This window comes from Archangium sp. (assembly GCF_045802675.1).
GTDB lineage: Bacteria > Myxococcota > Myxococcia > Myxococcales > Myxococcaceae > Archangium.
This window is the reverse complement of the sequence record NZ_JBJMQO010000094.1, coordinates 18,503-36,990: the sequence shown is the minus strand read 5'-3', so window position 1 is coordinate 36,990 and position 18,488 is coordinate 18,503. Positions and strand designations below refer to the sequence as shown.

Genomic DNA, 18,488 nt, shown 5'->3' with positions numbered 1-18,488 from the left:
GATTTTCGCCGGTCGCGGCGGTCCAAGCCTCGAAAGCACTTTTCGGAGGCCTCCATGACCGCGACCTACGCCCAGAACCCCCATCCCATCCCCTCTAACAGCCAGGAGGCGGGCAGCAGGCCGAGCCCTACCTCGCTCGACTCACGGCCCTCGAAGACCGCGCTGTGGACGGGACGCATCCTGAGCGGCCTCGCCGTCCTCTTCATGCTGTTCGATGCCACCCTCAAGGTGCTGGAGCTCCCCGTCGCGGTGCAGGGGACGACCCAGCTCGGCTACCCCGAGAGCGTGATTTTCGGCCTCGGTGTCGTTCAGTTGCTGTGCCTGGCCGTGTACCTCTTCCCGAGGACCTCGGTGCTGGGGGCCATCCTGTGGACCGGCTACCTCGGGGGCGCGATCGCCACCCACGTCCGGATCGGCAACCCGCTCTTCAGCCACGTCCTCTTTCCCGTCTACGTCGCGGCGTTCTTCTGGGCGGGCCTCTGGTTGCGTGATGAACGGCTCCGCACCGTCCTTCCGTTCCGAGCCACAAAATAATGCGCTCCCTCGTGCGGCTCGACCGATGATTCCGAGCCGCTCCATCCGTCCATACAGCAGCCACCCGATTCAAGGAGAGAGAACCATGGCAGCCAATTCCCGCATGCTCTTCGTCAACCTGGCCGTGCGTGACCTGAAGAAGTCGATGGATTTCTTCTCGAAGCTCGGCTTCGAGTTCAATCCCAAGTTCACGGATGACAAGGCCGCCTGCATGGTGCTCAGTGAGCAGGCATTCGTGATGCTCCTGACCGAGCCCTTCTTCAAGACGTTCACCAGACGCGAGCCGTGCGACACGAGCCGGCAGACGGAAGGCCTCTTCTGTCTGTCGTGCAGCAGCCGGGCCGAGGTGGACGAGTTGGTCAAGAAGGCCATCGCCGCGGGCGGCAAGCACGCCATGGACTCGCAGGACCACGGCTTCATGTACGGCTGGAGCTTCTACGACCTCGATGGCCACCACTGGGAAGTGATGTGGATGGACCCCAAGGCCGCCCAGTGATTCCTCAGTCCACGAGCGACTGATAGACGAGCTGGCGCAACTGGGTGCGGATGGGATGGGTACTCGAGGGGATGAGCTGGGTCATGAACACGACCGTCAGCTGCTCGGCGGGGTCCACCCAGAACGCGGTGCTCGCCATGCCGCCCCAGTGGTACTCGCCCACGCTCGTCAGCGTGCGGTACGCGGCCGGGTCCACCACCACGCCGAAGCCGAGCCCGAAGCCGACTCCGTCGAAGCGCGTCTCGGCGAACAGCGGCCGGCCGAAGGCCGCGAGGTCCGCGCCCCCCGGCAGGTGGTTGCGCGTCATGTAGCCCACCGTCCGCGGCGACAGCAGCCGCACGCCGTCGAGCTCGCCCCCGTTCAACAGCATCCAGGTGAAGCGCGTGTAGTCGCGCGTCGTCGACACCAGTCCGCCACCGCCCGACAGCCAGCTCGGGGGCTTCGTGAAGCGCTTGCCGGACGCTTCGGCTCGCACGGGCCCGCCGTGGGCGGCGGACATCGCGTACAGCGCGGCCAGCCGGCCCTGGCTGCCTTCGGGACACCAGAAGCCGGTGTCCTTCATCCCCAGCGGGCCGAAGATGCGCTCGGCGAAGAAGGTGTCGAGCGACTGTCCCGAGATGGCCTCGACGAGCCGGCCGAGCACGTCCGTGGCCACCGAGTAGTTCCACTCGGCGCCGGGCTGGAACATGAGCGGAATCTCCGCCCACGCGCGCACGCACGCGGCGAGGTCGAAGCCCTCCGGCGCGCCGAGCTCGAAGCCCTGCTGCCGGTGGATTTCATCCGTGACGTGCACCCGGTGGAAGCCGTACGTCAGCCCCGCGGTGTGCGTGAGCAGGTGCCACACGCGGATGGGCTCCGTCGCGGGCACGGTGACGGGTTTGCTCGCCGGCCCTCCCACGTAGACGCGCGGCTGCGCGAACTCGGGCAGCCACCGGCTCACGGGGTCGGAGAGCTCGAACGCGCCCTCCTCCCACAGCATCATCGCCGCCACGGACGTGACGGGCTTCGTCATGGAGTAGATGCGCCAGACGGTGTCCGTCTCGACGGCGCGGCCCGCCTCCTTGTCGGCGAGCCCGTACGACGTCAGGTGCGCCACCTTGCCCCGGCGCGACACCATCACCTGCCAACCCGCGAGCCGCCCGTCGTCGACGTACCTGCCGAAGTGCGCGTCGATGCGCCGCAGTCGCCCCACGTCCAGTCCCACCTCACCCGGGTCGACGTCGATGCCGAAGTCCGCCATGCGCTGATTCTCCACGGCGCACGGGCGATGTCGAGCGAAGCCCGGCTGCAAGGGGACTCACCCGGAACGGGCCGGGAGGCTCGGCCTTCACGGGCCCGCCTCCCAGCCGCTCACAGGGGTCAACCCGGCACGCTCCGACTACTGGATGTAGCCGACGGTCTCGCCGCGATCGAGGAACTCACCCTTGACCGTGTAGCCCGAGTACCACGAGGTGTTGTTGGTGCCGTAGCGGTCGTACTGCATGTGCGTGTGGGGACCGGTCACGTTGCCGGTGCCGCCCTCGTCGCCGATCTGGCAGCGGTCGCAGGTCTTGTCCACCGAGGTGGGCTCCTTGAGGAAGTGCCACTGGCGGAAGACGTGGTCGTCGGCGAAGGTGTGCTTCACCTCGTTCTGGTTGCCGCTGCCGTTGCCGTAGCACACGACGCCGGTGGTGTGGATGGTCACGTTCCAGGAGTACGAGCCGTACACGCCCGTCTCCACGCCCCAGTAGCCGCAGGCGTTGCGGCTGGAGATGTCCACCGCGCCGTGGAACGAGCCGCTCGAGTAGTACGTGGTGGCCGTCACGTCACCCGGGAAGGGCGAGCCAACCCGGATGGAGGCGGTCGCCGCCGCGGGGAGGAGAGCCAGGACAGCCAGCGTCGTCTTCATGGTCTTGCGCATCGTTGTTCCTCTTGGGCCGGTTCTCCGGCTCCGGGGGGGTTCGCTACCGAGCCTGCTGCAGCCGCTGCTTCTCCCTGAGGATCAGGCTCCAATCCTGAGGGTTCTTCTCCAAAACTCGAATCCAGGTGTCGATCTCCGGCGAGAGGCTCGGGTCGACGCCGCGCAACCGCTGGAGCTCGGGCACCGCGCCGGAGTAACCGAGCCGGGCGATGCTCTGGATGATGGACTTGCGCACCGTGGGGTCGCTCTCGTCGCGGTACATGCCCACGAGCGCCTGCTTCGCGCTGGCCATCTGCGCCGCGGGCACGCCCCCGAGCGCGGTGGACGCCGCCGCGCGCACCTCGGGGGAGTCGCTGCGCAGGAACTGCTCCAGCTTGCGCGCCGACCCCTCGCTGATTTCGCCCGTCATGAGCTGGCCCAGAATCTTCGCCGTCACCTTCGGGTCCGACGAGGCCGCCGCCGCCGCCGCCGCCACCGCCGTGTCCGCCGCATGGCCATCGTGGCCACCGTAGACGTGCAGGTTGTCCTCGACGAGGTTGTTCGCGGCCTCCATGCGCACCTCGGGCGAGGTGTCGCGGACCAGGCGCTCGTACATGTCTCCCGTGCGCTCCAGCGCGCCGGTGCGCCGCATCGCGCGGACCGTGGCGGCGCGGATGCCTGGGTCCCTGTCCTCCAGCGCGCGCTTCGCGACGGCCTGCATCGCCTCGGGCTCCAGGCCCCGCTCCGTGCGCGCCACCAGCGCCGCCGCGAGGTTCTCCACCATGACCGGGTCGTACTCGCGCTCGAAGGCGCCCTGGAGCTCGGCGAGCGGCAGGTTGACGGCGGACTCGCGCAGCAGCGTGCGCAGGTACTGCTTGTAGGCCTCGGAGTCCGAGTGGAGCCCGCGGCGGATGGAGTCCATCAGGCCCTCGACCGAGCAGGTGCCCCCCTTGAGGGCGGGGGCCGTGCTCGAGGCGGCCGGCTGCTCCGCGGACGCCAGCGCCGGGCCGAGCAGGCCGAGGGTGAGGGCCAGGGTGGGGAGCACGTTCATACGAAGGATGGGGCGGATCATGGAGGGCTCCGGGCCTTGCATTACTTGTGGCGGTCGAGGCAGCCGAAGGGATCGTCCGTCGACAGGGAGAGCCAGACGCGCCCGAAGTCGACGACGCCACTGGCGTAGAGCTGCTCGAACTCGCGGTAGATGGCCTGGAAGCTCGGGTCGCTCATGGCCATGTTCGCCATGGTCGGCAGGGCGTCCTTGCCCGCGGTGCGCGCGGCGAAGCGGAACAGGGACCAGCGCACACAGATGTCCTTCTCGACGGTGAAGGTCTTCTCGTAGATCTCCAGCGCCCGGGTCTTGTCCTCGGACATCGACAGGTCGTGCGCGGCCACCTGGCGGACGTCCTCGCTGCCCTCGGCGGTGAGGAGCTTCTCCAGCCGGTCCATGGACTTCGAGTCGAGCGGCGCCTCGGCGTTCATCTCCATCTCGAGCGACAGGTAGCGGACCTGCTCATCGGGTGACGCGGTGCTGATGGTGAGGAGCTTGTCGAGGTAGGGCTTGAAGTTGCCCGTGCGCGAGAGGTCCTCCTTCATCACCCGGCCGATGGCGCGCGTGGTGACCCAGCCGGCCTCGCCCGAGGAGGCGTCCTGGGCGAAGTGGGCGAGCTTGTCGAGCGCGTCCGGCTCGAGCCGGGGCATGCGCTGCAGCTCGTCGAGGAACCCCGCGCGCCGCCCCAGGTCGAGCTTCTCGTCGAGCCCCAGGGCCGTGAGCTTCGAGGCCAGCTTCGGCAGCGCCTGGGAGCCCCGGATGCCGCCCATGAGCAGCTTGAACTCCGCGGGAGAGGCCTCGCGCGCCCAGCCGAGCACCTCACTGGCGCGGCCCTCGTCATTCCCGATGAGCTCGGCCAGCCGGCGCTTGAGGTACTCGAGGACGAGCGGATCCTTCGAGGCCAGCAGGGGCGTGGCCCACTCCCGGAACGTCCCGAGCGTCACCTTCTCGTTGAAGGTCTCCAGGTCCTCCCAGCAGGTGGTGGGGCTGAAGCGGGGCGCCTTCTGCGTGGCCATCCCGGTGCCGCCCTCGCCGGTGTGCCCCCCGGCGTTCGCGCTCGCGGCCTCCTTCGGCTGGGCACCCGGGCCCGCCGCCTGGGGAGCCTCGGGCTTGCCGCCGTCCCCGGAGCCTCGGGCGATCAACGCCACGGCCGCGAGCAGGGCCACGGCGCCGAGGGCGATCGCGATCTTCGGCGCCCGGCGGGCCGGGGCACTCGGGGGGGGCGCGGAGCGGTGGAGGGATTCTGGCGTCATGGGCTCGGGGACGATGGGAGGTTCCATCTATCTTGAGGCCCCGGAAAAGCCGCCGTCTCAAAAAAAATAAAAAAACCGGATTTTCACGCCATGTGCGACAGACACGGGGCTAGCGCTGAAGCCACTGCCCGCCCGGCCTCCGGTCCGAGGCCGAGATCGGCAGCGGGGGGCTCGCCTGTCCGGAGGGGAAACCGGGCATGGCACGTCCCCGTGGGGATGCTCACGATAGGGACGGGACAGCGGCAAGCGGTGAGTGCGTGCGGTTGGTGCGGCCCTGGAGGGGTCCGCCCCATGCTCAATTTCGATGTGAAGCTTCTAGGGGAGAAGGATCCCCTCATGATCGTCCTCGACGGCGAGGGGCGGGTCCTTCTGTGGAACCGGGCGTGCTCGGAGTTGCTCGGGTATGAGTTCGAGGAGGTCCGGGGCCAGAAGGTCGGGCAGATGAGGCCCGATTCAGAGGGGGCCGAGTCCACCAGGCGCCTGCTCACCCAGCTCCTGGACGGCAAGCCTCCTCCTTCCGAATCCCTCACGCTCACCAAGGCGGGGGAGCGCAGGTGGATTGCCTGGTCGGCGCAGGTGTCGAGGCTCCCCGACGGCACGCCGGAGTTCATCTCCCTGGTCGGCGTTGACCGGACGGGCACCAAGCTCGCGGAGGAGGCGCTCCGCGCGTCGGAGGCGAAGTTCGCGGGGATTGTCGCCCTCGCCTCGGACGCCATCATCTCGATGGACGGGGAGCAACGCATCGTCATCTACAACGAAGGCGCCGAGACCATCTTCGGCTGGCGGCGTGACGAGGTCCTCGGGAAGCCGCTCGACCTCCTGATCCCAGAGGGATTCCGGGAGATTCACCGGCAGCACGTGCGTGATTTCGCGGCCGGGACCGTGAAAGCGCGGCGCATGGGCAATCATCACCCCGGCATTTTCGGCCTCCGGAAGAACGGCCAGGAGTTCCCCGCGGAGGCCGCCATCTCGAAGCTGGAGGTCGGGGGGCAGGTGTTCCTCAACGTGGTGCTGCGCGACATCACCGGCCGCGTCCGTGTCGAGCGCGACCAGCGGTTCCTGGCGGAGGTCGGAAGCGTCCTCGCCGCGACCCTGGACTTCCAGGAGGTCATCACCCGCATTGCCCAGCTCGCGGTCCACTTCCTGGCGGACGTCTGCATCGTCGACCTCGTGGAGGAGGAGGGGCAGGCCCGTAAGCGCCGCGTCGTTCACCGGGACCCCGCCAGGATGCAGCTCGCGGCCGCGTTTGAGCAGCTGTCCGTGGAGCGCGGCGGGCCCTCTGTCACCTCCCAGGTCCTCGAGACGAGGCGGCCGATGCTGAGGTCCGAGGTCTCCGCGGAATTCCTCCAGTCCGTGGCCCAGGGGCCCGAGCACCTCGAGCTGCTCCGCCAACTGCACCCCACGTCCTTCATGGGGTTTCCGCTCCTGGCCCGTGGGCGCCTGCTGGGAGCCCTCCTCCTCGTTTCCTCGGACCCGCGCTGCCGCTACGATCCGGAGGATCTCAGGCTCGGGGAGGAGCTGGCGCTCCGTGCTGCCCTCACGGTCGACAACGCGCGCCTCTATCGCGCCGCACAGAAGGCCATCGCCGCGAGGGACGAGGTGCTCAGCATCGTCGCGCACGACCTTCGCAACCCGCTCAATGCGGTGGGGCTCGCCACGGCGGCCCTCCGGCGCACGGGGCCGCAAGATGGTTCGGGAAGAACCGCCCGCAAGACGGCGGAGTCCATCGAGCGGTGCATCGACCAGGCGAATCGCCTCATCGAGGATCTGCTGGACGTGACGCGAATCGAGAAGCAGGGGCTTCACATCGAGCGAGCCCGCGTGGCGCCGGGGGAGCTGTTGGCCGAGGCCGCCCCGTTGTTCACCGCGGCGGTGTCCGAAGCCTCCCTCGAGCTGCGCACCGAGCTGCCCGAGGCGCTTCCGCTGGTCCTGGCCGACAGGGACAGGATTCTGCAGGTCTTCTCGAATCTCCTCGGCAATGCCGTGAAGTTCACGCCCCCGGGCGGCCGCATCCGGATTGGCGCCGAGCGGCTCGACGACGAGGTGCGCTTCTCGGTCGCGGATACGGGCCCGGGTATCGCGCCGATGCACCTCCCACGGCTCTTCGACCGCTTCTGGCAGGAACGGCCCACGGACCGGCGGGGCGCCGGCCTGGGACTCTACATCGCCAAGGGCATTGTCGAGGCCCATGGAGGACGCATCTGGGCGGAGAGCACCCCCGGGCGGGGGACCACGTTCTTCTTCACCCTGCCCGTAGCACCGGGCCTCGCGCACAACGGGATGGCCCCCGCCCCCATGCACGCACCTTGCTGAGCGGGGTGGTGCTGGAGACGGTGCACACCGGCCGTCTTCCGCCAGTCCGTACGAAAGGGCGCTCTCCGGTTGAGCCGAGGACACCGGCCTCGACATGGCTCGGGCCTTGCTGCGTCCGTGGGCCTGGTTCGTACCAGGAGGATGGGCATGGCCGGAGTGGGGAAGGTTTGGGGTGGGTGGGGGCTCGTCGCTGCCCTGTTGTGGGGAGGGTGCTCGCCGGATGTGAGCCCGGGCACGGAGCAAGTGCCTCCGGGGGAAGCGCCGCTCGCCATGGAAGCCGGGGCCCTGCCCGAGCCTCCCGCTCACTTCACGTACCCGCCGCTGCAGCAGACGGTCGAGCAGTACACCCTGGAGATCGATCCGAAGCTCCTCGTGCTCTTCGAGAAGGACGACGACACGCCTCCCCAGCCGGCCACCTTCATCACTCCGGACGGCCGGCGCCTGTCCGTGGAGATGCGGCTGCGCGGCAACAGCTCGCGGCACTGGCCCAAGAAGAGCTGGCGGATTGAGCTGCCCAAGGGAGCGAAGTTCGACGGGCGCCGCAAGCTCAACCTCATCTCCGAGTGGCGCGATTCCACGATGATGCTGGAGAAGCTCGGCTACGACATGCTCGCCGCCATGGGCGTGCCCGCGTCGCGCGCCCGCTACGTGCGCCTCGTCATCAACGGCCAGTACCAGGGCGTCTACGTGGACCTGGAGCGCGTGGACAACCCCTTCCTGGAGAACCACGGCTTCGCCGACACCGACGCCTCCATCTGGCGCTGCGGGGGGAAGAACTGCGAGCTGAAGATGTCCTTCGACAAGCGCTACCAGCGTGACTGGGAGAAGGAGACCAACGAGAAGCGGCCGGATGATGCGCTGTATGCCTTCCTCGAGGCCGTCAACCACACGCCCGAGCCACGGCTCGTCCAGGTGCTGCGGGAGCGCTTCGAGCTGGAGCGCCACCTGCGCGAGCTCGCCGTGGATGCGCTCATCTCCAACGCGACGGTGGAGGACTCGCGCAGCTACCTCGTGCATGACGCGGTGACGGGGCGGTTCTCCTACGTGCCGTGGGACTTCAACAACACGGACGCCAAGTACATCCCCTTCGGCAAGCGGAAGACCGCCGACTACCAGCACCCCCTCTTCAACTTCAGCCTCTTCGACGGCCGCGTGGAGGACGAGTACCTCGACCGGGCCGAGGACGAGCCCAATCGCTGGAAGCCCCTCTTCTCCAACCTCAACACCCGCATCGCCTTGAATCCCGAGCTGCGCGCGCGGGAGCTGGCGCTCGTGGAGCAGGCGTTGAACGAGCTGTTCGCCCCGGAGGTCATCTCCGCGCGCATTGACGCCACCTACGCGTTGTTGGAGCCGTACATGCGCAACGACCCGCAGGCCGATGTGGCGCGGTTCAATGATGGGCCTCGCTACATGAAGCAGTACGTACGGGACCGGACGCGCTTCCTGAAGGAGCAGGTGGCCGCCTGGCGCAACAGGAAGCCGGGGCTGGTGCTCCAGGCGGTGAATCCCCAGGAGGGGTGGCTCGAGCTGCGCAACCTCGGGGACAAGCCGGTGAGCACCTCCGGGCTCGTGCTCACCACCGACCTGCGCAACGCGAAGAAGCGCAACGTGCCCGCGCTCACCCTCCAGCCGGGCCAGACGGTGCGGCTGACGCAGGCCCAGCTCGGCTTGCGGCTGGAGCCCCAGGGCGAGGTGGGCCTCTTCACGGGCAAGAGCGTGGTGGGCGTGCTGGACGCGCTCTATTACGGCGCGCTGCCGCCCGGGAGCTACTACGCGCGCAGCCCGGAGGAGCCCCTTCGCTGGCTGGTGCGCTGAGGGCCGAGCGACCACCAGTGGACGCAGGCCGTTGCCGTGCCTTGCCGGTCCTCGGGCAATGGCCTACCGGAAGGGCTCCTCTCGACAGGTCCATGCAGGAGGGACGGGCCATGAACCGGCTGAAGTGGGGCGTACTGTTGTGCCTCGCCGTTGCGACCGCGTGCGGCGACAAGGGCGGACGACCGGTGACACCGCCCGTCGACCAGGGCGTGGACGCGGGCAGCCAGGAGGATGCCGGGCAGCCCGATGCCTTGGATGAGCCCGATGCCTTGGATGAGCCCGATGCCGGGCAGCCCGATGCCGGAGTCGGCGGGCCTGTCGGGGGCGGAGATTGGTCCCAGTACCGCTCGGGGCCCGAGGGGACCTGGGTGAACGAGGGCTCCTTCACCACGGCCCAGGCCGCTGGCGTCACGGAGCTATGGACGGCCGACGCGGGACCCCAGGGCTACACCCAGCCCCTCATCGTGGGCGACTCCATCTTCGTCACCACGGGCTACGAGGGCAAGGTGCTCGCCTTCGAGGCCCGTACGGGTGCCCCTCGCTGGGCTCGGACCTTGGAGCAGATCTTCACCGACCCGTGCCAGACCCGGTCGCTCCGCCCGGGCTTCTGGTCCGCTCCCGCCGTCGTCAATGGAGTGCTCCATGCCGCCGCTCCGGATGGGAATGTCTACGCGCTCGATCCCCTGAGCGGGCAGACCCTGCGTCAATCACCCGTCGCCACTCCCTCGGACCCGCCCGAGCTGATCCAATCCTCTCCCACCGTCTCGACGGAGCTCGGCCGGCTCTACGTGGGCGTCGCGGCCCTCTTCACCTGCCATCATGTGCCCGGGCGCGTCATCTCGGTGGACCTCGCCACGGGCGCTTCCCAATCCACGACGCTCACGGACGGCGGGCGGGTGGGCGCCGCGGTGTGGAGCAGCATCGCCGTGGATGCTCCCGCCCGCCGCATCTACGTGACGACGGGCGACCCCGTGGACCAGCCCCTCGAAGAGCTCCCGCTCGCCCAGTCCATCGTGGCGCTCGATGCCGATACGCTCCAGGTGCTCGACCATTGGCAGAACCCGGGACCCGGTCCGAGCGACAACAGCGACTTCGGTGCCTCCGCCACGCTGTTCAGCGCCTCGGATGGCACGCGGCTGGTCGGCTCCGCCAACAAGGACGGCTGGCTCTACGTCCTCCGGCGCGAGCACCTCTCGGAAGGGCCCTTGTGGAAGTACCCGCTCGCCAGGGGAGGAAGGGATCCGCTCCAGGGCCAGGGCAGTCTCGTGGCTCCCTCCTTCGCCCATGGCCTCCTCTATGCGGCCGGAGGCACCACGCCAGACAGGGAGCCCGGCTCCGTGGTGGCCCTCGAGCCGCTCGACGGCTCCGTGCGCTGGAAACACACGACGCCCGGCTTCGTCTTCGCGGGGATGCCTGTCCTGGGCGACGTCCTGGTGGTCGTCTCCAACGCGCTCGACGGCAGCACCAGCTGGCTGGAGTTGCTGGATGCCCGGACGGGCGCGCTCCTCAAGCGCTTCGAGGCGAAGGGGCCCACCTATGGCGCTCCCTCGATGGGCCGGGGGCTCATCCTCTGGTACCCCTATTCCGGGCAGCTCCGCGCGCTGGCCATTCCGCCTCCCTGAGCGACGCGCCTCCGGGACGTACCTCGGGAGCGCCCTGTTCTCGAACTACGCCGGGGTGGGCTCCTGCGCCTGCTCCGCCTGGGCCTCCCGGCGCTTCGAGACGAAGAGCAGGAGTCCGACCAGCACCAGTCCCGCGAGCGTCGCCTGGAGCCCCGAGGAGAAGGCCTCGTCCGTGAAGGAGAGCTCGACCTGGTGCGAGCCCTCGGGCACCTCGAGGCCCATGAGCGCGGCATCGGCGACCTGCACGGGCACCTCGGTGCCGTCCACCGTCGCCGTCCAGCCGGGATAGGAGTTGGTCGCGAAGACGAGGAAGGTGCCCCCCGAGCCCGCCACCACCCGCGCCCGCGCGCTCCGGGCGCCGAGCTCCACGCCGCTCACCTGGGCGGGCCCGTAGGTCCTCGAGCTCCCACCCTCCACGAGCGCCTCCTGGTTCGTGTCCACGTTCCCGGAGGCGAGCCGCGCGAGGGCCTCGTCCAGGTCCGCCACCGCCGTGGTCCGCGTCACCGTGCGCAGGCGCGCCGGGCAGTCGGGCAGCTTCGTCACCGCGAGCCCCAGCGAGGGCTCGGACACGAGCACCTCCGAGCCCGGGCCACTCGTGGGCACGGCCTGGGGCGGCACCAGCAGCAGGCACCCCGCGTAGAGCTCCGCCACCTTCTGGGGCCGCTGGGCGAACGCGTCCATCAACGCCCTCCAGCGCCGCAGCTCCACCGCGCTGTAGCTGGTGACCTCCTCCAGCCCGAAGACTCCGGCGAGGTTGCTCTTGAGCGTCCCCAGCTCCCACTCGCGCAGCTGCACGAGCCCCTCGTACGAGCGGCTCGGTGGCGCCGAGCCCTTCAGGGGCTTGTCCATGCGGAACAGCCGCGCCGGGGACGCGCCCGTCCGCTCCTTGAGCCGCGTGGCGACCTCGGGCTCGCGGTAGAGCGAGGCCGGTCCGAGCCACACCGTCTTGCGCGCCGTCCACAGCAGGTCCACCGCCACCAGCGCGAGCACGCCCATGGCCACGGCGCGGACACCGGGCTTGCGGAGCGCGAGGAAGGCGAGCCCCAGCAGCGCGAGCGTGAAGCACAGCGAGGTGCCCACCGCTCGCACCGCGTTCTCCAGGGGGCCATTCGGATCCGCCCGGGTGTTGGCCGCTTGCAGCACGGAGGCGGAAAGGCCTCGGGCCGAGTCCGGCGCGGCCCAGGCGAACACGAGCGCGCCCAGCATGAGCACGGCCGCCCCGAGAATCGGAATCAGCCGCCGCCGCGAGGGACCGGTGATGAGGGCCCGCGCTCCGGACGCGGCGAGCATCGCGCACCCGAAGGCCACCAGGACGACGTACTTCTCCGGGTAACGGAAGAACCGGAACGGCGGGTGCTCGAGCAGGAAGGACACCGGAGAGCGCTCGCCGAGCGCCAGCAGCAGGCCTCCCACGCACAGGGTGAGCGCGAAGCCCGTGAGCCGGTCGCGCCGCACGCCCAGCACCCCGAGCGCCAGCACGGTGACGCCCAGGTAGATGCTCACGGCGAACGGAATCGAGCCCGGCCCCTTCACCATGAACCAGGCCCAGAACTGCGGCGCGCCGAGGTACTCGCCGAAGGGGTAGGGGAAGGCGAGCTCGGCCATGCGCAGCGGGTGCAGGTTCCAGTTCGCCAGGTAGCCGACGGTGGAGCCACCGCGCGTGGACTCGGCCAGCAGCGCGAGCGTGGGGAACACCTGCACGCCCGCGAGCAGCAGCCCGAGCGCCCCGGCTCCCGCGAGCGCCACCAGCGGCTCCTTGCGCCCCGGGAACCACGCCACGTACGCCCCGGCCATCAACGCCGAGTAGAGCGCGGACTGCGGGTCTCCCGAGACAATCTGCGCGGCGATGAGGAAGGAGAGCAGCGCCAGTTTGCGCATGGGCAGCAGCCGCGACTGGAGCACCACGAGCAGCCACGGCGTCCACGTGAGCCCCGAGACGAGTGGCCCGAAGTTGCTCAGCCCGGCCATGTAGCCGGTGAGCCCGAAGGCGAGCGTGCCCGTGAGGGCGGGAAGCGCCTCGAGGCCCTGGCGCCGCAGGAAGGTGAACAGTCCGAGCTGGCCCACGAAGTGGTGGAGCACCAGCAGCAGCGCGTAGGCCGTGGGGAAGGAGAAGACGCCGAAGAGGAGGTTGGGCGGGTAGAGCACGCCGGAGTGGATGTCCGCGAGAAAGGGCAGCCCTCCCTGGTGGAACGGGTTCCACTGCGGCAGTCCACCGAGCGCGAACCGCGTGGCCTGCATGGGCCAGTAGTAGTGCAGCACGTCGCGGTAGAAGAACGCGCGGCCGGGCAGCAGTCCCCCTCCATAGAGTGCGAGGGACGCGAGCAACAGCAGTCCAGGAGCGGCGAAGCGGGCCAGCGGCCGAGGGGCGGGGGAGGCCATGAGCGCCCCGGGTATACCACCAGGCACCGCCCGGACACGGCGCCGAAGGTGGCTCCGGCTCCTGGAGCGCGAGCGGTGCTCCGCCCGGTTCCTCGTGCCCCCTCACGGACGCACCTCGGGCCTCTACCTTTCCCTGGAGCGCGAGGAGTCGTCCATGGTGGAAGGCACGGAGGAGCTCGAGGACTTCAACGACTCGTTCCTGAAGGAGGTCGTCCGCGCCGAGGTGCCCTACCGGATGCCCACTCCGGGCGCCCGGCTGGGGGGGCCGGACGAGCGCCGGTTCGAGGTGCTCGATTCGCTGGGCGGCGGCGCCATGGGCCAGGTCTTCCGCGCCCGGGACGCGGAGCTCCAGCGCGTCGTGGCCCTCAAGTTCTTCCTGCCCCGTGGCTCGGCGAGCGAGGGGGAAGCGCTCGGCGCGATGCTGCGTCAGGAGGCGCGGGCCGTCGCCCAGCTCGACCACGAGAACATCGTCCGCATCTTCGACGTGGACGAGTGGAGCGGCGCGCCGTGGGAGCCCCGTGTCCCCTTCCTCGTCATGGAGTGCCTGGACGGGGAGTCGCTGAGCTCGCTCCTCAAGCGGGGGCGGCCGGGGCTGCGGCGGGCGCTGGGCATCATGCGCGGCGTGGCCTGGGGCCTGGCGCATGCCCACGAGCGCCACCTCGTCCACCGGGACCTCAAGCCGAGCAATGTCTTCCTCACCCGCCAGGGCCCGGTGAAGCTGCTCGACTTCGGACTGGCGCACCTCATGGGCTCCGGAGGCGCGGTCGTGCCCCACCTGCCCACGGCCGGGACGCCTCCCTACATGGCTCCGGAGCAGTGGCGGGGCGAGCCGCAGGATGCGCGCACCGACCTCTGGGCCGCGGGGGTGATGCTCTTCGAGCTGCTCACCGGCGAGCTGCCCTATCCCAGCGTCAGCCTCGAGGAGCTGCGCTCGCGCGTGCTGTCCGCCGAGCCGGTGCCCTCGGTCCGCGAACGGGCGCCGGAGCTGCCCGAGGAAGTCGCTCGGCTGGTGGCGCTGGCCCTGGAGAAGGAGCCCTCGCGGCGGCTGTTCTGCGCGGCCGATCTGGCCCACCGGCTGGAGCGGTTGGAGGCGCAGCTCGGGCCGTGGCACGAGGAGTCGCTCGCCCTGGGTCCCCAGCGCAGGCAGGTGACACTCGTGTCCTGCGGGCTGGTGGGACTGGCCCGGCTCCCCGAGCGGCCCGACCCCGAGGATTCCCTCGAGATGGAGGCGGACTTCCACCGCCGTTGCTCCCAGGTCATCCAGCGGCACGCGGGCTTCGTCCTCCAGCTTCTCGGAGGCGAGGTGCTCGCCTGTTTCGGCTACCCGGTGGCGCACGAGGATGACTCGGAGCGCGCGGTGCGCGCGGGGCTCGAGCTGCGAGAGACGTTCCAGCGCGAGCCTCCCCGATTGCCGGGCCACCCACTCTCCGTGGGTGTGGGCATCCACACCGACTCGGTTGTGTTCACCGTCTCCCCGCAGCAGTCGCCCGGAGTGGGGCCCGCCATCCAGGGCGAGGCGCCACGCGTCGCTTCCTGGCTGGTGGAGCGGGCCGGGCCCGGAGGCGTGGCCCTCGGTGCCTCCACCTGGAGGCTGGTGCGCGGTGCCTTCGAGACCGAGCCCCTCGTCACCCAAGGCTCTCCCGCGCCGGTGAGCGGACCGCGTGTGACGGCCTGGCGGGTGCTGCGCGAGCGCGTGGCGGTGACGCGCTTCGAGCGGGTGCTCGCCACGGGGCACATCACCCCCCTGGTGGGGCGGGAGCGGGAGCTCCAGACACTCCTCGCGCTCTGGCAAGAGGCCCGGGAAGGGCGGGGCTCCTTCGTGCTCGTCAGCGGTGAGGCCGGTATCGGCAAGTCGCGCCTCATCCAGGAGCTGCTTGGCCAGCTCTCCCCGGAGTCGGCCTACCTCATCCAGGGCCAGTGCTGGCCACAGCTCGAGAGCAGCGCCTTCGCGCCCATCATCGACCTGCTGTGGCGCCTCCTTCCGCTCGAAGCGCGAGCGCTCCCCCGGCGGGAGCTGCGTGGCCAGCTCGATTCGTGGATGGGTGCACGGAGACTGCTCCGCGAGCCCGGACTGGATGCGCGGTACATCGATGGTCTCGTCTCCCTGCTCTCTCCCTCCAGTGAGGAGGACGCACCCTCCATGGCGCTCTCGTTGGAGCGGCAGCGGGAGCGCAAGCAGTGGATGCTCGCCGCGCTGCGGGCCCTGATCTCGCGGATGGCGGAGCATCGGCCCGTGCTCGTCGTGGTGGAGGACCTGCACTGGGCGGACCCGTCCACCCTGGAGCTGCTCGGGAGCCTCGTGGATTCCATCGGGCGCGAGCGGCTCTGTATCGTGCTCAGCGCACGCCCCGGGTTCGTTCCACCCTGGCCGCCGGGGCCCGGGTTCCACCGGCTCGAGCTCGGGCGGCTGTCCGCGGAGTCCACCGCGCTCCTGGTGCGGGAGGTGGCCCGGGGCCGCGAGTTGCCGGACGAGCGGGTCGCGCAACTCGTGGCCAGGACGGAAGGGGTCCCGCTCTTCGTCGAGGAGCTGACGCGTCTGGTGCTCGAGCGGGCCCCCGCGTCGATACCGCTCACCCTCCATGAATTGCTCGCGAGCCGGCTCGACGCGCTTCCGTCCCGGCAGCGGGCGTTGGTCTGGTTCGGCGCGGGGGTGGGCCGCCACTTCACCGGGGCCCTGCTCGCCGCGCTCACGCGACGCAGCGAGGCCGAGCTGCGGGGGGACCTCGAGTCCCTGGTGTCGGCCGGAATCCTCCAGCGGGACGACTCCGCCGGGCCGGGCTACCGGTTCCACCATGCGCTCCTCCAGGAGGTGGCCTGGCAATCCCTTCCACGTGGCCGCCGGCGCGAGTTCCACCGGCACATCGCCCAGGTGCTGGAGGCGCGCTTCCCCGACGTGGTGGACACCCGGCCCGAGGTGCTCGCCCATCACTACACCGAGGCGGGAGAGCTCGAGCGGGCCCTGGGTTACCACAATCGGGCCGTGGCGCAGGCTCTCCAGCGGTGGGCCCACCTGGAGGCCGTCGAGCATCTGAGGCAGGCGCTGGCGCTGCTGCGAGCCCTTCCGGATGTCGCGCGGCGCAGCGGCGAGGAGATGCATCTGCTCAATAGGCTCGGCATCGCGCTGATGAACACGCAGGGCTACGGCTCGCCCGAGATCGAGCGGATTCATGCCCGGACGCTGGAGCTGTTCGAGCAGGAGGGGGAGTCGCTCCCGTACCTCGACCTGATGTGGAGCTGGTTGTGCCCCTACTTCGTCAACGGGGGCCGGCTCTCGCTGGCGCACGAACTGGCGGAGCGGCTCCTGGCCCTGGGCCAGCACCGGGGGAGCAGGATGCTGTGTGCCATGGGTTACCTGAACCTGTCGCTCATCTGCCGCGAACGGGGAGAGCTCGTCAGGAGCCTGGAGTTATTCGAGCGCTCCAGGGCGCTCTCCCGGGAGGCGCCGGACGCGGGCGCCTTCCTCGGGCTTCTCGGCAGCCGCCTCTGGGTCGATCAGGAGGTCTACGAGCTGATGTTCCTGTGTATCCTTCGCGCGCTCCTGGGCGATGTGCAGCGGGCGAGGCGGTGCGGCGCCGAGGTGTTGGCGCGGGCCCGGCGGCTGAATCAGCCCATGAGTCTGGTCTATGCGCTGACCTTTCTGGCGGGTGTGGCCCAGTTCGATCGGGATGCCCCGCACACCTTGGAGTGGGCGGAGGAGGCCCTGCTCGTCGCATCCCAGGCCCGGCTCCATCCCTTCGCGGCACCGGCGAAGGTGTTTCGAGGCTGGGCGCTGGCCCGACTGGGTCGGCGCCAGGAGGGCCTCGAGGTCCTGCGTGAAGGTTTCGAACAGTCCCTGGTCGTGGGGGAGTGGAACTTCATCCCTCACTACCAGGGACTGCTCGCGGAGGTGCAGGGAAGTCTGGGACAGGTGCGAGAGGGTCTGGCCTCGGTGGAGGAGGCCCTGGCACGCACGGAGGAGATGGGCATTCACTTCCTCCAGCCCGAGCTGCACCGGATCCGCGGCGAGCTCCTGCGGCTGCAAGGGGAGGACGAGGAGGCGATGCGGTGTTTCCTCAGGGCCCGCACCCAGGCGCGTCACCAGCGGTCGGCGTTGCTCGAGCTGCGCGCGACGGTGGCCCTGGCGCGACTGCTGCGGGACACGGGGCACGGCACGCGGGCCCGCCGGAGACTGGTGCGCGCCCTTCACGCGTCCCGGGTGGACCCCGAGGCCTTGGACTTCCAGGACGCGAGGGTCCTGCTCGAGCAGCTCTCGTCTCCAGAGCCCGGGGCGCTCGCGGCCCACTGACGGTCGTCAGCGCGAGGCGCCGGGCAATATCTCCCGGAGGCAGCGCGAGATGTCGCCGCGCCACGTCCACTGCTGGGGATAGCCGAGCGACACCTCCTCGAAGCGCACCCCGTCGCGCCACAGCGTGGCGGGCATGTGCAGGTGGCCGGAAACCACGACTTCGGCGCGGAAGCGCAGGTGCCAGTCCTCGGTCTTCTTCGTGCCGCACCAGATGGAGAAGCGGGGGATGCGCGGCAGGCGCACGTGCTCGTAGCGCAGCGGGAAGTGGTTGATGAGGATGGTGGTGCAGTCCGCGGGCAGGGCCTGCAGCCGGGCGAGCGCCTGCTCGACGCGCGCCGCGCACCAGGCGGACCGGGTGGGGTAGGGGTCCGGGTGGAGCACGGCCTCGTCGGTGCACAGCACGTGCGTCTCCATCGCCCACTCAATGGCCTTCTCCTCGGGGACGGAGTCCGGCCGGAAGGAGTAGTCGTAGAGGAGGAAGAGCGGCACCAGCACGCGCGGGGGGCCCTCGCCCGGCCAGCGCGGATAGGGGTCCTCCGGGGTGAGCACCCCGTACGAGCGGCAGTGGGCCACGAGCTGCTGGTAGCGGGCCTCGCCGCGCAGGGCGGGCTGCTCGCGTGAGAGCGTCCATAGCTCGTGGTTGCCCGGTACCCAGACGACCTGGCGGAAGCGCTTCGTCAGCGTGCGCCAGGCGAAGTCCATGTGCTCGATTGTCTCGCCCACGTCTCCGGCGACGATGAGCCAGTCCTCGGGGTGCGGTGCGAGGGACTCGAGCGCCTGCCGGTTGTGCTCGTGGCGAAGGTGGAGATCACTGAGGGCGTAGAGCTTCATGGTGGGGGCGCTCGGACCGTCCACCTTAACGGA

General features: G+C 70.1%; 12 protein-coding genes. 6 read left to right on the top strand and 6 right to left on the bottom strand.

Features of this window, described 5'->3' with window-relative positions; all coding sequences use genetic code 11:
• The first annotated feature begins 54 nt into the window (after nt 1-54).
• Both ACJ8AN_RS27500 and ACJ8AN_RS27495 read left to right on the top strand, forming a co-directional pair.
• The gene (locus tag ACJ8AN_RS27500) at nt 55-534 is read left to right on the top strand and encodes a DoxX family protein (protein WP_407758457.1); all 480 of its coding nucleotides are present in this window, start codon (nt 55-57) and stop codon (nt 532-534) included.
• 85 nt (nt 535-619) lie between these two features.
• Nucleotides 620-1,030, top strand: a complete 411-nt coding sequence (locus ACJ8AN_RS27495) for a VOC family protein (protein WP_407758456.1) — start codon at nt 620-622, stop codon at nt 1,028-1,030.
• A gap of 4 nt (nt 1,031-1,034) precedes the next feature.
• Here ACJ8AN_RS27495 and ACJ8AN_RS27490 read toward each other — a convergent pair whose 3' ends face one another.
• The 4 genes from ACJ8AN_RS27490 to ACJ8AN_RS27475 all read right to left on the bottom strand — a co-directional run bounded on the left by ACJ8AN_RS27490 (nt 1,035) and on the right by ACJ8AN_RS27475 (nt 5,237).
• Nucleotides 1,035-2,270, bottom strand: coding sequence for a serine hydrolase domain-containing protein (locus tag ACJ8AN_RS27490; protein WP_407758455.1), 1,236 nt, complete (start codon nt 2,268-2,270; stop codon nt 1,035-1,037).
• 138 nt (nt 2,271-2,408) lie between these two features.
• Nucleotides 2,409-2,930: a hypothetical protein gene (locus tag ACJ8AN_RS27485; protein ID WP_407758454.1), complete on the bottom strand. Its 522-nt coding sequence runs from the start codon at nt 2,928-2,930 to the stop codon at nt 2,409-2,411.
• Nucleotides 2,931-2,973: 43 nt separating this feature from the next.
• Nucleotides 2,974-3,981, bottom strand: coding sequence for a HEAT repeat domain-containing protein (locus ACJ8AN_RS27480; protein WP_407758453.1), 1,008 nt, complete (start codon nt 3,979-3,981; stop codon nt 2,974-2,976).
• A gap of 20 nt (nt 3,982-4,001) precedes the next feature.
• Nucleotides 4,002-5,237, bottom strand: coding sequence for a hypothetical protein (locus tag ACJ8AN_RS27475; protein WP_407758452.1), 1,236 nt, complete (start codon nt 5,235-5,237; stop codon nt 4,002-4,004).
• Nucleotides 5,238-5,501: 264 nt separating this feature from the next.
• Between ACJ8AN_RS27475 and ACJ8AN_RS27470 the strand changes: the two genes are divergently transcribed.
• From ACJ8AN_RS27470 to ACJ8AN_RS27460, 3 genes are all read left to right on the top strand, one after another.
• Nucleotides 5,502-7,523 carry a PAS domain S-box protein gene (locus tag ACJ8AN_RS27470; RefSeq protein ID WP_407758451.1) on the top strand — a complete coding sequence of 674 codons (2,022 nt, stop codon included), beginning with the start codon at nt 5,502-5,504 and terminating at the stop codon, nt 7,521-7,523.
• A gap of 270 nt (nt 7,524-7,793) precedes the next feature.
• Nucleotides 7,794-9,338, top strand: a complete 1,545-nt coding sequence (locus tag ACJ8AN_RS27465; RefSeq protein WP_407758450.1) for a CotH kinase family protein — start codon at nt 7,794-7,796, stop codon at nt 9,336-9,338.
• Nucleotides 9,339-9,448: 110 nt separating this feature from the next.
• Nucleotides 9,449-10,960, top strand: a complete 1,512-nt coding sequence (locus ACJ8AN_RS27460; RefSeq protein ID WP_407758449.1) for a PQQ-binding-like beta-propeller repeat protein — start codon at nt 9,449-9,451, stop codon at nt 10,958-10,960.
• A gap of 45 nt (nt 10,961-11,005) precedes the next feature.
• Here ACJ8AN_RS27460 and ACJ8AN_RS27455 read toward each other — a convergent pair whose 3' ends face one another.
• Nucleotides 11,006-13,339 (bottom strand): YfhO family protein, encoded by a 2,334-nt coding sequence (locus tag ACJ8AN_RS27455; protein ID WP_407758448.1) that lies wholly within the window; start codon nt 13,337-13,339, stop codon nt 11,006-11,008.
• A gap of 154 nt (nt 13,340-13,493) precedes the next feature.
• Between ACJ8AN_RS27455 and ACJ8AN_RS27450 the strand changes: the two genes are divergently transcribed.
• Nucleotides 13,494-17,624, top strand: coding sequence for a protein kinase domain-containing protein (locus ACJ8AN_RS27450; RefSeq protein WP_407758447.1), 4,131 nt, complete (start codon nt 13,494-13,496; stop codon nt 17,622-17,624).
• Between the two features lie 6 nt (nt 17,625-17,630).
• Here ACJ8AN_RS27450 and ACJ8AN_RS27445 read toward each other — a convergent pair whose 3' ends face one another.
• Entirely contained in the window at nt 17,631-18,455 is an 825-nt protein-coding gene (locus ACJ8AN_RS27445) for a metallophosphoesterase family protein (RefSeq protein WP_407758446.1), read from the bottom strand.
• Nucleotides 18,456-18,488: the final 33 nt, after the last annotated feature.

Excerpts from the sequence above, each read along its gene's own strand:
- ACJ8AN_RS27480 (WP_407758453.1), bottom strand. The coding sequence starts at position 3,981 with ATGATCCGCCCCATCCTTCGTATGAACGTGCTCCCCACCCTGGCCCTC.
- ACJ8AN_RS27455 (WP_407758448.1), bottom strand. The coding sequence starts at position 13,339 with ATGGCCTCCCCCGCCCCTCGGCCGCTGGCCCGCTTCGCCGCTCCTGGA.
- ACJ8AN_RS27475 (WP_407758452.1), bottom strand. The coding sequence starts at position 5,237 with ATGGAACCTCCCATCGTCCCCGAGCCCATGACGCCAGAATCCCTCCAC.
- ACJ8AN_RS27490 (WP_407758455.1), bottom strand. The coding sequence starts at position 2,270 with ATGGCGGACTTCGGCATCGACGTCGACCCGGGTGAGGTGGGACTGGAC.
- ACJ8AN_RS27500 (WP_407758457.1), top strand. The coding sequence starts at position 55 with ATGACCGCGACCTACGCCCAGAACCCCCATCCCATCCCCTCTAACAGC.
- ACJ8AN_RS27485 (WP_407758454.1), bottom strand. The coding sequence starts at position 2,930 with ATGCGCAAGACCATGAAGACGACGCTGGCTGTCCTGGCTCTCCTCCCC.
- ACJ8AN_RS27460 (WP_407758449.1), top strand. The coding sequence starts at position 9,449 with ATGAACCGGCTGAAGTGGGGCGTACTGTTGTGCCTCGCCGTTGCGACC.
- ACJ8AN_RS27470 (WP_407758451.1), top strand. The coding sequence starts at position 5,502 with ATGCTCAATTTCGATGTGAAGCTTCTAGGGGAGAAGGATCCCCTCATG.
- ACJ8AN_RS27495 (WP_407758456.1), top strand. The coding sequence starts at position 620 with ATGGCAGCCAATTCCCGCATGCTCTTCGTCAACCTGGCCGTGCGTGAC.
- ACJ8AN_RS27450 (WP_407758447.1), top strand. The coding sequence starts at position 13,494 with ATGGTGGAAGGCACGGAGGAGCTCGAGGACTTCAACGACTCGTTCCTG.
- ACJ8AN_RS27465 (WP_407758450.1), top strand. The coding sequence starts at position 7,794 with ATGGAAGCCGGGGCCCTGCCCGAGCCTCCCGCTCACTTCACGTACCCG.
- ACJ8AN_RS27445 (WP_407758446.1), bottom strand. The coding sequence starts at position 18,455 with ATGAAGCTCTACGCCCTCAGTGATCTCCACCTTCGCCACGAGCACAAC.